Raw genomic sequence first — 14727 nt, 5'->3', positions numbered from 1 at the left:
CCACCCCCCTCCTCATGCGGGGGGGGGCGCCGCCCGCCGGCGTGGCGCCGCCCGCGGACGCCGGGCCGACCGCCGACGTTGCGCCGGCCGCCGACGTCGCGCCGGCCGCCGACGTCGCGCCGGCCGCGGATCGGGCCGTAGCCCCGGTGGTGGCGTTGCCGGTGTCGGCGGCCGACCCGGCGGGGCTGGCGGCGCAGGCCGCCGCGCTGCTGGCCCATCTCACCGACCGGCCGGAGCTGGCGTCGGCCGATGTGGCCTGCTCGCTGGCCACCGGGCGGGCGCAGCTCGACCACCGGGCGGCCGTCCTGGCCACCGATCGGGAGTCCACCCTTGACGCGCTGGCCGCGCTGGCCGCCGGCACCGACCACTCCCGGGTGGCCACCGGGAGCGTCGTCGACGGCAAGGTCGCGCTGCTCTTCACCGGTCAGGGTGCGCAGCGCCCCGGCATGGGTCGTGCGCTGTACGACGCGTATCCGGTGTTCGCGGCGGCATTCGACGGGGCGCTGGCGGGTTTCGACGGTGGGCTGCGGGACGTGGTGTGGGGTGACGACGTTACGGCGCTTAATGCGACGGGGAATGCGCAGCCGGCGTTGTTCGCGTTCGAGGTGGCGTTGTTCCGGCTGTTGGAGTCGTGGGGGATCCGGCCGGACTTCGTGGCCGGTCATTCGATCGGTGAGCTGGCCGCCGCGCATGTGGCGGGGGTGTTCTCCCTGGCGGACGCGTGCCGGCTGGTGGCCGCCCGGGGTGTGCTGATGCAGGCGTTGCCGGCCGGTGGCGTGATGGTCGCGGTGCAGGCGACTGAGGACGAGGTGCGTCCGCTGTTGGTCGACGGTGTGGACGTCGCGGCGGTCAACGGCCGGACGTCGGTGGTGGTCTCCGGTGTCGAGGCGGCCGTGGAGGCGGTCGTCGCGGGGTTGGGGGAGCGCAAGTCGACCCGGTTGGCGGTGTCGCACGCGTTCCACTCGCCGTTGATGGAGCCGATGCTCGAAGGCTTCCGCGAGGTGGCCGGGTCGCTGACCTATGCGGCGCCGTCGATCCCGGTGGTGTCGACGTTGACCGGTCGACTTGCGGAGGCGGGCGAGTTGGCCGATCCGGAGTACTGGGTGCGGCACGTTCGGCACGCGGTCCGCTTCGCCGACGCGGTGACCACTTTGGAGTCGGCCGGGGTGACCCGGTTCGTGGAGGTGGGTCCGGACGCGGTGCTGACCGGCCTGGCCGCGCAGAGGGTCAGCGGCGAGCAGGCCGTCACGATTCCCACCCAGCGCCGCGACCGGGACGAGGCGGCCACCCTGGCCGCCGGCGTGGGTCGGCTCTGGGCCACCGGCGCGTCCGTCGACCTGACCGCGTGGTGCCCGACCGGATCGCGGGTCGACCTGCCCACCTACGCCTTCCAGCGCCAGCGGTACTGGCAGACGGCCACCGCGCCGGCCCCCGACGGCGAGGGCTCCGAAGCGGTGGACCAGGCATTCTGGGCCACCGTCGAACGCGAGGACCTGCCCGCCCTCGCCGCCCAACTGGATGTCGACCCCGCCGCCCTCGCACCCGTCGTGCCGGCCCTCGCCGGCTGGCACCGCCGCCGACGGGACGAGGCACACCTGGACACCTGGCGGTACCGGGTGGCCTGGCACCCGCTGCCGGAGGCCACCGCCGCCCCCGCGCTCACCGGGAACTGGCTCGTCGTGGCCCCCGCCGGGCACCGCGGCCACCCCCTCGTCACCCGCGCGGCCGACGCGCTCGCCACCGCCGGTGCCCGGGTGGTCCACCTCGACGTGGCCGACACCGACCGCGCCGCCCTCGCCGACCGGATCCGCGCCGAGACGCCCGACGGGCTGCTCTCGCTGCTGGCGCTGGACGAGGAACCCGACGACCGCCACCCCGGCCTGTCGCGGGGCCTCGCCGGCACGGTCACCCTCGCCCAGGCCCTCACCGACACCGGCGACGCCGGCCGGCTCTGGTGCCTCACCACCCGCGCGGTCGCCGTACCCGGCGACGACGACCTGCCCGACCCGGCCCGGGCCGCGCTGTGGGGCCTCGGGACCGGGCTCGCCATGGACCTCCCCGCCACCTTCGGCGGGCTGGTCGACCTGCCCGACACCCCCGGCGACGACGCGCTGCGCCGCCTCGTCGCCGTCCTCGCCGCCGCCGACGAGGACCAGGTGGCGATCCGCGCGGACGGTGTGCACGCCCGCCGGATGGTGCGCGCCCCGCTGAACGGCGCCCCGCCCACCCGCCCCTGGCGACCCCGCGGCACCGTCCTCGTCACCGGCGGTACCGGCGGACTCGGCGCGCACGTCGCCCGTACCCTCGCCGCCGACGGCGCCGCACACCTCGTCCTCACCAGCCGGCGGGGACCGGACGCCGCGGGTGCGGCCGAACTCCGCGCCGAACTCACCGCGCTCGGCGCCGAGGTCACCATCGCCGCCTGCGACGTCGCCGACCGCGACGCGGTCCAGCGCCTGCTCAAGGAGCTGCCCGGCGAGCTGACCGCCGTCGTGCACGCCGCCGGCGTCGCCCAGCGGATGGCCGCCCTGCCCGAGCTGACCCTCGACGAGTTCGCCGAGGTCGGCCACGGGAAGATCGCCGGAGCGCGGCACCTCGACGAGCTGCTCGGCGACGCGCCGCTCGACGCGTTCGTGCTCTTCTCCTCCGGGGCGGCCGTCTGGGGCAGCGCCGGACAGGCCGCGTACAGCAGCGCCAACGCCGTCCTCGACGCGCTCGCGCAGCACCGCCGTGCCCGCGGCCGGACCGCCACCGCCATCGCCTGGAGCTCCTGGCACGGCGGCATGGTGGACGCCGAACTCGCCGCGGTGATGCGCCGGGTCGGGGCGCCGGCCATGGCGCCGGAGCGGGCGCTCGCCGCGCTCCGGCAGGCCCTCGACCACGACGAGTCACACCTCGTCGTCGCCGACATCGACTGGGCCCGCTTCGCCCCGACGTACACCCTGGCCCGTCCCCGGCCGCTGCTCGCGGCGCTGCCGGAGGCGCAGGCGGCACTGGCCGACGCGGCGGCGCCGGCGACCGGGCCGGCCGTCGCCGAGCTGCTCGCCGGCGCCCCCGCCACCGAGCAGCGCCGCCTGCTGCGCGAACTGGTCCGCGAGCACGTCGCCGCCGTGCTCGGCTACGACGACCCGGGCACGCTCGAACTCGACCGGGCCTTCCAGTCCCTCGGCTTCGACTCGGTCGGCGCCGTGGAGCTGCGGACCCGGGTCGGCCGCGCCACCGGATGCGCCCTGCCGGCCACCATCGTCTTCGACTACGCCAGCCCGGCGGCCCTCGCCGACCACCTGCGGACGCTGCTCTGCCCGGCCGACGAGCCGCCCCCCGTGCTGGCCGAGCTGGACCGGCTGGAGGCCGCCGCGGCGGCGCTGAGCGTCGACGAGCTGGAGCGGGCCCGGGTGACGACCCGGCTCCAGACGCTGCTGTCCCGGCTCACCGCGCCCGCGTCCGAGGACGTCGGCGAACAGCTCGCCGACGCGACCGCCGACGACCTCTTCGAGTTCATCGACAACGAACTCGGCCTCGCCTGACCAGCTGCGTACCAAGCGACCGAAGGACCGTGACCCGCGATGGCGAACGACGACAAGCTCCTCGACTACCTCAAGAAGGTCACCGCCGACCTGCACCAGACCCGGCGGCGGCTGCAGGAGGTGGAGGGTGCGGCACCGGAGCCGATCGCCATCGTCGGCATGGCCTGCCGCTACCCCGGCGGGGTCACCTCACCGGAGGAGCTCTGGCGGCTCGTCGCCGACGGCGTCGACGCGATCTCCGGCTTCCCCACCGACCGGGGCTGGGACGTCGACGGCCTGCACGACGCCGGCGACGACCGGACCGGCACCAGCTACGTCCGGGAGGGCGGCTTCGTCCACGACGCCCCCGACTTCGACCCCGGCTTCTTCGGGATCAGCCCGCGTGAGGCGCTCGCCACCGACCCGCAGCAGCGGCTCATGCTGGAGGTCTGCTGGGAGGCGTTCGAGCGGGCCGGGATCGACCCCGAGTCGGTACGCGGTGACCGGGTGGGCGTGTTCGCCGGCTCCGGGCTCCAGGACTACGGCTACCTGCTGGACGCCGAACCGGAGATCGCCGAGGCGTACCTGACCACGGCGACCGCCGCTGCGGTCATCTCGGGCCGCATCGCCTACAGCCTCGGCCTGGAGGGGCCGGCCCTCACCGTCGACACGGCCTGCTCGTCGTCCCTGGTGGCGCTGCACCTGGCCGCCCAGTCGCTGCGTCAGCGCGAGTGCACCCTCGCGCTGGCCGGCGGGGTGATGGTGATGTCCACCCCGGCCCCGTTCATCGCGTTCAGCCGCCAGCGCGGCCTCGCCCCGGACGGCCGCTGCAAGGCGTTCTCCGACACCGCGGACGGGACCGGCTGGTCCGAGGGCGCCGGGGTGCTGCTCCTCGAACGGCTCAGCGACGCCCGCCGCAACGGCCACCCCGTCCTCGCCGTGGTCAGCGGTTCCGCGGTCAACTCCGACGGCGCCTCGAACGGCCTCACCGCGCCGAACGGGCCCGCGCAGCAGCGGGTCATCCAGGACGCACTCGCCAACGCCCGGATCTCGGCCGCCGACGTGGACGCCGTCGAGGGCCACGGCACCGGTACGACCCTCGGCGACCCGATCGAGGCGCAGTCCCTGCTGGCCACCTACGGTCGGGACCGCCCGGAGGGCCGGCCGCTGCTGCTCGGCTCGCTGAAGTCGAACATCGGCCACGCCCAGGCGGCGGCCGGCGTCGGCGGCATCATCAAGATGGTGCAGGCGCTGCGCCACCGGGTACTGCCCCGCACCCTGCACGTCACCGCGCCGTCCCGGCACGTCGACTGGTCCGCCGGCGCCGTCCGGCTGCTCACCGAGCCGGTGGACTGGGCGTCCGAGGGCCGCCCGCGCCGGGCCGGCATCTCGTCGTTCGGGGTGAGTGGCACCAACGCGCACATCATCGTCGAGGAGGCGCAGGCCGAGGAGTCCGTGCCGGTGCCCGCGCCGCCGGCCGCCGGTCCGGTGCCGTGGCTGCTGTCCGGGCGTACCGCCGACGGGCTCGCGGCGCAGGCCGGGACGCTGCGGTCGTACCTGGCGGGGCGGCCGGAACTCGACCCGGTGGACGTGGCCGCTTCGCTGGCCACCGGACGGGCCGCGCTGGCGCACCGGGCCGTCGTGCTCGGCGTCGACCGGGACGCCGCGCTCGCGGCCCTGGCGGCCGGCGAGCCGCACGCCGGGGTGCTCCGCGGCACCGTCGGGGACGGCGCGACCGCGTTGCTCTTCACCGGTCAGGGCGCGCAGCGCCTCGGCATGGGTCGTGCGCTGTACGAGGCGTATCCGGTGTTCGCGGCGGCGTTCGACGTGGTGCTGGCGGGCTTCGGGCTCGCGGGGGACGACCGCGACCCGGATCTGGCGGGCGGGCCCGACGCGGGCCTGCGGGACGTGCTGTGGGGTGACGACGCCTCGGCGTTGAACGCGACGGGGAATGCGCAGCCGGCGTTGTTCGCGTTCGAGGTGGCGTTGTTCCGGCTGTTGGAGTCGTGGGGGATCCGGCCGGACTTCGTGGCCGGTCATTCGATCGGTGAGCTGGCCGCCGCGCATGTGGCGGGGGTGTTCTCCCTGGCGGACGCGTGCCGGCTGGTGGCCGCCCGGGGTGTGCTGATGCAGGCGTTGCCGGCCGGTGGCGTGATGGTCGCGGTGCAGGCGACTGAGGACGAGGTGCGTCCGCTGTTGGTCGACGGTGTGGACATCGCGGCGGTGAACGGTCCGACGTCGGTGGTGGTCTCCGGTGTGGAGGCGGCCGTGGATGCGGTCGTCGCGGGGTTGGGTGAGCGGAAGACGACCCGGCTGCGGGTGTCGCACGCGTTCCACTCGCCGTTGATGGAGCCGATGCTGGCGGGCTTCCGTTCGGTCGCGGAATCCCTGGCCTACGCCGCGCCGACTGTCCCGGTGGTGTCCACGTTGACCGGTCGGCTCGCGGAGGCGGGCGAGTTGGCCGATCCGGAGTACTGGGTGCGGCACGTCCGGCACGCCGTCCGGTTCGCCGACGCGGTGACCACCCTGGAGTCCGCCGGGGTGACCCGGTTCGTCGAGGTCGGCCCGGACGGGGTGCTCACCGGCCTCGCCGAGCTGAGCGTGGCCGGCCCGCAGTTGGCCACGATCGCCACCCAGCGCCGGGACCGCGACGAGGTGGCCACCCTGACGGCCGCCGTCGCCCGGCTCTGGGCGACCGGCGGGACCGTGGACCGGGCCGCCTGGTGCCCGACGGGCTCGCGAGTCGACCTGCCCACGTACGCCTTCCAGCGCCAGCGCTACTGGATCGACACCGCCAACGCCGCGCGGAACCTCGCCTCCGCCGGCCTCGACGCCACCGACCACGCGCTGCTCGGCGCCGCCGTCACCGTCGCCGACGCGGACACCGTGGTCTGCACCGGCCGGCTCTCCGTCGACGCCCACCCGTGGCTCGCCGACCACGTCGTCGGCGGCCTGATCGTCTTCCCCGGCACCGGCTTCGTCGAGCTGGCCGTCCGCGCCGGCGACCGGGTCGGCTGCCCCGCCGTCGCCGAACTGACCATCGAGGCCGCGCTCGTCCTGCCGCGCGGCGGCGCCGTGCAGGTCCAGGTCGTCGTCGGCGCGCCCGAGGCCGACGGCAGCCGTCCCGTCGGCATCCACTCCCGTACCCCGGACTCGCCCTGGACCCGGCACGCCACCGGTCGGCTCGCCGCCGCCGCCACCCTCGGCGCCGCGCTCACCGCCTGGCCGCCGGCCGGCGCCACGCCGATCGACGTGAGCGGCCTCTACGCCGAACTCGACGGCGTCGGGCTCGGCTACGGCCCCGCGTTCCGGGGGCTGCGGGCCGCCTGGCGGCACGGCGACGAGGTGTACGCCGAGGTCGCGCTCCCCGAGGCGGTCAGCGCCCAGCGGTACGGCGTGCACCCGGCCCTGCTCGACGCCGCCCTGCACGCGGCCACCTTCACCGGCACCCTGGGCGACCAGGCGGTGCTCCCCTTCGCCTGGTCCGGCGTCACGCTGCACGCCGCCGGTGCCACCGCGGTCCGGGTCCGGCTCCGTCCCACCGGCGGCGCGCTGGCCGTCGACATCGCCGACGGCACCGGCGCCCCGGTCGTCTCGGTCGACGCCCTGGCCCTGCGGCCGGTCTCCCTGGCGCAGCTCGCCGCCACCCGCGACCCGGCCCGCGACGCACTGTTCCGCGTCGGCTGGGTGCCCGCCCCCGCTGTCGGGGCCGGCGCCGCAGCCGACTGGGCCGAGTGGGCCGACCCCACCGAACCCGTCCCGACCGCACCGGTCGTGCTGCTGCACTGCGGCGGCGGTCGGGACGCCGCGGCGGTGCACGCCGCCACCCACCGGGCCCTCGCCGGCCTTCAGGGCTGGCTCGCCGCCGACCCCGACCCCACGGCGCGGCTGCTCGTGGTGACCGGCGGCGCCGTCGCGCTCCCCGGCGAGGACGTCACCGACCTGCCCGGCGCGGCCGTCTGGGGCCTGGTCCGGGCCGCCCAGTCCGAGAACCCCGGCCGGATCCTCCTCGCCGACCTGCCCGGCCCGGCCGACCCGGCCGCTGTCGCCGCGTTCCTGGCCAGCGAGGAGAGCCAGGGCGCCGTCCGCGACGGCACCGTGCACGTCCCCCGACTGGTCCGGGCCACCGCCCCCGCCGACCCGGCGCCCGCCGCCACCTTCGGTGGTGACGGGGTGGTGTTGGTGTCGGGTGCGACGGGGTCGTTGGGTGCGGTGGTGGCGCGGCATCTGGTCGCCGCGCGTGGGGTGCGGCGGTTGCTGTTGGTGGGTCGTCGTGGTTTGGACGCGCCGGGTCTTGCCGGGTTGGTGGGTGAGTTGGAGGGCCTGGGGGCCGAGGTGGGCGTGGCCGCGTGTGATGTGGCCGATCGTGGACAGCTCACGAGGGTGTTGGACGGTGTGCCGTTGGCCGGTGTGGTGCATGTGGCGGGGGTGTTGGACGACGGGGTGATCGGGGGTCTGACGCCGGGGCGGGTGGATGCGGTGTTGCGTCCGAAGGTGGATGCGGTGCTGGCGTTGCACGAGGCGACGGCGGGCATGGAGCTGTCGGCGTTCGTGGTGTTCTCGTCCGCCTCCGGGGTGTTGGGCGCGCCGGGTCAGGGCAGTTACGCGGCGGCGAACGCCTTTCTGGACGCGTTCGCGGTGCACCGCCGGGCCCAGGGCCTGCCCGCTCAGTCGATCGCCTGGGGTCTCTGGGACACCGAGAGCGGCATGGCCGGCGGGCTGACCGACAGCGACCGGTCCCGGCTGCGGCAGGGCGGCGTCGTACCGCTGACCCCGGACGACGGCCTCGGCCTCTTCGACGCGGCCGTACGCACCGACGACCCGTTCCTCGTCGCCCTCCGGCTGGACCTCGGCGCCCTCGCCCGCGGCGGCGCGGTACCGGACGCGTTGCGTGGCCTGGTCCCGACCCGCCGCCGCGCCGCGGTCACCGGCCCGGACGGCGGCCTGCGCCGACGCCTCGCCGACCTGGCGGCCGACGAGTGGCACGGCGCCCTGCTCGCCCTGGTGGTGGAACGCGCCGCCGCCGTCCTCGGCTTCGCCTCCACCACGGCGATCGAACCCACCCGGGCCTTCAACGAGCTGGGCTTCGACTCACTGACCGCCGTCGAGTTCCGCAACGCGCTGAGCGAGGCGGTCGGGCTCCGCCTGCCCGCCACCGTCGTCTTCGACCACCCGAGCCCCGACGCGCTCGCCCGGCAGCTCCTCGCCGAACTCTCCGGCGTCGTCGAGGACGTCCCCGCCGCCGCGGCGACCACCGTGGCCGCCGACGAGCCGATCGCGATCGTCGGGATGGCCTGCCGCTACCCCGGCGGCGTCACCTCACCCGAGGAGCTGTGGCGGCTCGTCGCCGACGGCGTGGACGCGATCAGCGAGTTCCCCGCGGATCGGGGCTGGGACGTCGACCGGCTCTTCGACCCCACCGGTGAGACCCCCAACACCAGCTACACCCAGCACGGCGGGTTCCTGCACGAGGCGGCCCGGTTCGACCCGGCGTTCTTCCACATCAGCCCCAACGAGGCCCTGCTGATGGACCCGCAGCAGCGGCTGCTGCTGGAGGCGTCCTGGGAGGCGATCGAGCGCGCCGGCATCGACCCGACCACGCTGAAGGGCAGCCGGACCGGCGTCTTCGCCGGGATGATGTACCACGACTACGCCGCCAACAGCAGCACCGGCGCGATCGCCTCCGGCCGGGTGTCGTACGTCCTCGGCCTGGAGGGGCCGGCTGTCACCCTGGACACCGCCTGCTCGTCGTCGCTGGTCGCCATGCACCTGGCCGGGCAGGCGCTGCGCTCCGGCGAGTGCTCCCTCGCGCTCGCCGGTGGCGTCGCGGTGATGGCCAGCCCCGAGGTCTTCGTGGAGTTCAGCCGCCAGCGTGGCCTCTCCCGGGACGGCCGCGCCCGGTCGTTCGCCGCCGCCACCGACGGCACGAGCTGGGGCGAGGGTGTCGGCATGCTGCTGCTGGAGCGCCTCTCCGACGCGCGCCGCAACGGGCATCCGGTGCTCGCGCTGGTCCGCGGCTCGGCGGTCAACCAGGACGGCGCGTCCAACGGGCTGACCGCGCCGAACGGGCCGTCCCAGCGCCGGGTGATCCGGCAGGCCCTGGCCAACGCCGGACTCACGTCGTCCGATGTGGACACCGTGGAGGCGCACGGCACCGGTACGACGCTCGGCGACCCGATAGAGGCGCAGGCGTTGCTCGCCACGTACGGCCAGGACCGGCCGGCCGACCAACCGCTCTGGCTCGGCTCGATCAAGTCGAACATGGGCCACACCCAGGCCGCGGCCGGCGCCGCCGGTGTGATCAAGATGGTCGAGGCGATGCGGCACGGTGTGCTGCCGCGCACCCTGCACGTGGACGAGCCGACGCCGCACGTCGACTGGTCGGCCGGTGCGGTGGAACTGCTGACCGAGTCCCGGGAGTGGCCGCAGACCGGTCGGCCCCGACGCGCCGGGGTCTCGTCGTTCGGGCTCAGCGGCACCAACGCGCACGTGATCCTGGAACAGCCCCCCGTCGCGGAGGTGGCGCCCGCCCCGGCGGCGCCCGTGGTGCCCTGGGTCCTGTCGGCGCGGACGCCGGACGCGGTCATCGACCAGGCCGGCCGGCTGCTCGCCACCGTCGCAGAACACCCGGACCGGTCGGCGGTGGACGTGGCGTCGACCCTCGCGGGCCGCAGCGCGTTCGAGTACCGGGCGGTGGTGGTCGGCGCGGACCGGGCCGAGCTGCTGCGCCAGCTCGCAGAGGGCGTGCTGCCGGTGTCCCCGGTGACGGGTGCGACGGCGGCGCTCTTCACCGGTCAGGGCGCACAGCGCCTCGGCATGGGCCGCCAGTTGTCCGCCGCGTATCCGGTCTTCGCGGAGACGTTCGACGCGGTGCTGGCGACGTTCGCGCGGGCCGGGGGCGACGTCGGCAACCGGCCCGGGGGCGACGACCGTGCCGGTCTGCGGGATGTCCTGTGGGGTGACGACGTCTCGGCGCTGAACGCGACGGGGAACGCGCAGCCGGCGTTGTTCGCCTTCGAGGTGGCGTTGTTCCGGTTGCTCGAGTCGTGGGGGATCCGGCCGGACCTGGTGGCCGGGCACTCGATCGGTGAGCTGGCGGCCGCGCATGTGGCGGGGGTGTTCTCCCTGGACGACGCGTGCCGGCTGATGGCCGCCCGGGGTGCGCTGATGCAGGCGTTGCCGGCCGGTGGCGTGATGGTCGCGGTGCAGGCGAGCGAGGACGAGGTGCGTCCGCTGCTGGTCGACGGTGTGGACATCGCGGCCGTCAATGGCCCGACCTCGGTGGTCGTCTCCGGTGAGGAGGCGGCCGTGGAGGCGGTCGTCGCGGGGTTGGGGGAGCGGAAGACGACCCGGTTGGCGGTGTCGCACGCGTTCCACTCGCCGCTGATGGAGCCGATGCTCGCGGACTTCCGCCAGGTGGCGGCGTCCCTCACCTACTCGACGCCGGCCATCCCGGTGGTGTCGACCCTGACCGGCCGGCTTGCCGAGGCCGGTGAGCTGACCGATCCGGAGTACTGGGTGCGGCACGTCCGGCACGCCGTCCGGTTCGCCGACGCGGTCACCACCCTCGAAGCCGCCGGGGTCGCCCGGTTCGTCGAGGTCGGCCCCGACGGTGTGCTGACCGGGCTCGCCGCGCTGAGCGTGACCGGGCCGCAGGCGGTCACGGTGGCCACCCAGCGCCGCGACCGGGACGAGGTCACCACCCTGGCCACCGCCGTCGGCCGGCTCTGGACCTCCGGCGCGCCCGTCGACCTGGCCGCCTGGTGCCCGCCCGGCCGGCGCGTCGACCTGCCCACGTACCCGTTCCAGCGGCAGCGCTACTGGCTCGACACCGCCGGCTACTGGGCGGACGCCTGGGCCGGCGCCGCCGCCGGGGCGGGTGACGTCGGGGCCGCCGGTCTGGACGACACCGGGCACCCGCTGCTCGGCGCCGTCCTCACCGCGCCCGACTCCGACGCGGTGACCCTCACCGGCCGGCTCTCCGTCGCCACCCAGCCGTGGCTCGCCGACCACCTCATCGGGGAGAGCGTCGTGTTCCCCGGCGCGGGCCTGCTGGAACTGACCGTCCGCGCCGCCGACCAGGTGGGCTGCGGCGCGGTCGAGGAGCTGACCCTGGAGGCGCCGCTGGTCCTGCCCGACCGGGGCGGGGTCGCCGTCCAGGTCCTCGTCGGCGCCGACGACGGGACGGGACGGCGGTCGCTGGCCATCCACGCCCGGGGCGACGAGCCGGGCAGCCCGTGGACCCGGCACGCCGCGGGCGTCCTCGCCGCCGTACGGCCGGCAGCCGACTTCCCGCTCGGCGAGTGGCCACCGTCGGGCGCCACCGCCGTCGCGCTCGACGACTTCTACGCCGGTCTGGAGGGCAGCGGCCTCGGCTACGGCCCGGCGTTCCAGGGCCTGCGCGCCGCCTGGACCGACGGGGACGTCCGGTACGCGGAGGTCGTCCTGCCCGACCCCGTCACCGCCGACGCGGGCCGCTACGGGCTGCACCCGGCCCTCCTCGACGCCTGCCTGCACACGCTCGCGCTGCCCGGCACGCCCACCGACGACGGCACCGCGAAGCTCCCCTTCGCCTGGTCGGACGTGACCCTCCACGCCACCGGCGCCACCCGGCTCCGGGTACGGCTCGCCCCCACCGCGGACGGCGCGGTCGCCCTGCATCTCGCCGACGCCACCGGCCAGCCGGTCGCCTCGGTCGGCGCGCTGGTGCTGCGCCCGCTCGGCGCCGTCTCGGTCGCCACCAGCACCGTGCACGAGTCGCTCTACGAGCTGACCTGGGCGCCGGTGCCCACGGTGCCGCGCGGGACCCCGGCGTACGCGGACTGGACGGCACTGCCGGACGGCGGCGTACCCGAGGTCGTCGTCTTCCACGCCGGCTCCGGCGCCGACCCGGCGGCGGTGCACACCGCCACCCACGAGGCGCTCGCCGTGCTCCAGACCTGGCTCGTCGACGACCGGTACGCCGACTCCCGGTTGCTCGTGGTGACCCGGGGGGCCGTCGCGCTCCCCGGCGAGCCGTTGCCGAACCTGGCCGGCGCCGCCGTCTGGGGACTCGTCCGCACCGCCCAGTCCGAGTCGCCGGACCGCTTCCTGCTCGCCGACGTCGACGACCCGGCGGCCCTTCCGACCGTCCTCGCCGTCGACGAGCCGCAGGTGGTCGTCCGCGACGGCATCCCGTACGGCGCCCGGCTCACTCGGCCCACCCGTACCGCCGCCCCGGTGCCCGCCGCCACCTTCGGCGGTGACGGGGTGGTGTTGGTGTCGGGTGCGACGGGGTCGTTGGGTGCGGTGGTGGCGCGGCATCTGGTCGCCGCGCGTGGGGTGCGGCGGTTGCTGTTGGTGGGTCGTCGTGGTTTGGACGCGCCGGGTCTTGCCGGGTTGGTGGGTGAGTTGGAGGGCCTGGGGGCCGAGGTGGGCGTGGCCGCGTGTGATGTGGCCGATCGTGGACAGCTCACGAGGGTGTTGGACGGTGTGCCGTTGGCCGGTGTGGTGCATGTGGCGGGGGTGTTGGACGACGGGGTGATCGGGGGTCTGACGCCGGGGCGGGTGGATGCGGTGTTGCGTCCGAAGGTGGATGCGGTGCTGGCGTTGCACGAGGCGACGGCGGGCATGGAGCTGTCGGCGTTCGTGGTGTTCTCGTCCGCCTCCGGGGTGTTGGGCGCGCCGGGTCAGGGCAGTTACGCGGCGGCGAACGCCTTTCTGGACGCGTTCGCGGTGCACCGCCGGGCCCGGGGCCTGCCCGCCCAGTCCCTCGCCTGGGGCGTCTGGGCCGACGACCTCGGCATGGCCGGCGCGCTGACCGACGCCGAACGGCAGCGGATCGCCCGCACCGGCGTCGCGCCGCTCAGCGCCGAGCAGGGCCTCGCCCTCTTCGACGCCGCCGGCACCGTCGACGCGGCCGCGCTGGTGCCGATCCGACTCGACCTGCGGGCCCTCTCGGCCGGCGGAGCCGACCTGCCGCCGCTGTTCCACCGGCTGGTGCGCCGCACCGGCCGCCGAACGGCGCGGAACACCGCCGCGGACCTGGCGCGCCAGCTGGCCGAGCGGACTCCGGACGAGCGCGCCGGGCTCCTGCTCGACCTGGTCCGTACCCAGGCGGCGACGATCCTCGGCCACGCCGGCCCGGACGTGATCGAGCCCGACCGGGCCTTCAACGAGCTGGGCTTCGACTCGCTCACCGCCGTCGAGTTCCGCAACCAGGTCAACGAGGCCACCGGCCTGCGGCTGCCACCGACGCTGATCTTCGACTACCCGAGCGCCCGGGAACTCGCCGATCACCTGCACCGGGCGCTCGCCCCCGACGAGGAGGCCGCCGCCGCGGCCGCCACCGACGAGGAGCGGATCCGGCGGGTGCTGCGCAGCATCCCGCTCGGCCGGCTGCGCGACGCCGGGCTGATCGACACCCTGCTGGAACTGGGCGGCGCGGCCCCCACCGCGCCGCCGGCCGCAGCCGCCGGTGACACCCCCTCCATCGACGCGATGGACACCGAGAGCTTGATCAACATGGCCTTCGACGGTCTCGACCTCGACCTTGACGACGTTGACACGGGAAGCGTGAGCTGACATGACGAACTCCGACGACAAGCTTGTCCAGGCCCTGCGCGCGTCCCTCAAGGAGACCGATCGGCTGCGTACGCAGCACCGCAAGCTCACCGCCGCGCTCCGCGAGCCGATCGCCATCGTCGGCATGGCCTGCCGCTACCCCGGCGGCGTCTCCTCCCCGGAGGAGCTGTGGCGGCTCGTCGCCGACGGGGTCGACGCGGTAACCGGCTTCCCCACCAACCGCGGCTGGGACCTCGAACGGATCTTCGACCCCGAGGGTGAACGCCCGCACACCACGTACACCCGGGAGGGTGGCTTCCTGCACGACGCCGGCGAGTTCGACGCCGGCTTCTTCGGTATCAGCCCCAACGAGGCGCTGATGATGGACCCGCAGCAGCACCTGCTGCTGGAGGCGTCCTGGGAGGCGGTCGAGCGGGCCGGCATCGACCCGGCCACCCTCAAGGGCACGCCCACCGGCGTGTTCGCCGGGATGATGTACCACGACTACGCGGCCAACAACAGCACCGGCTCCGTCGCCTCCGGGCGGGTGTCCTACGTGTTCGGTCTCGAGGGCCCGTCGGTCACCGTGGACACGGCGTGCTCGTCGTCCCTGGTGGCCATGCACCTGGCCGCGCAGGCGCTGCGCTCCGGCGAGTGCACGCTGGCGCTCGCCGGTGGC

General features: G+C 75.6%; 3 protein-coding genes. All 3 read left to right on the top strand.

What is annotated here, in order from left to right; translation table 11 throughout:
• The first annotated feature begins 14 nt into the window (after window positions 1-14).
• Window positions 15-3527 (top strand): SDR family NAD(P)-dependent oxidoreductase, encoded by a 3513-nt coding sequence (locus V6U81_RS27715; RefSeq protein WP_334493834.1) that lies wholly within the window; start codon window positions 15-17, stop codon window positions 3525-3527.
• Window positions 3528-3566: 39 nt separating this feature from the next.
• On the top strand, window positions 3567-14069 hold the full coding sequence (locus tag V6U81_RS27710; protein ID WP_334493832.1) for an SDR family NAD(P)-dependent oxidoreductase: 10503 nt from the start codon (window positions 3567-3569) through the stop codon (window positions 14067-14069).
• 1 nt (window position 14070) lies between these two features.
• On the top strand, window positions 14071-14727 hold a 657-nt coding region (locus V6U81_RS27705; protein ID WP_334493830.1), incomplete at its 3' end, for a beta-ketoacyl synthase N-terminal-like domain-containing protein.

Source organism: Micromonospora lacuserhaii (assembly GCF_036902735.1).
Lineage (GTDB): Bacteria > Actinomycetota > Actinomycetes > Mycobacteriales > Micromonosporaceae > Micromonospora.
This window is presented reverse-complemented; position numbering and strand designations above follow the sequence as displayed.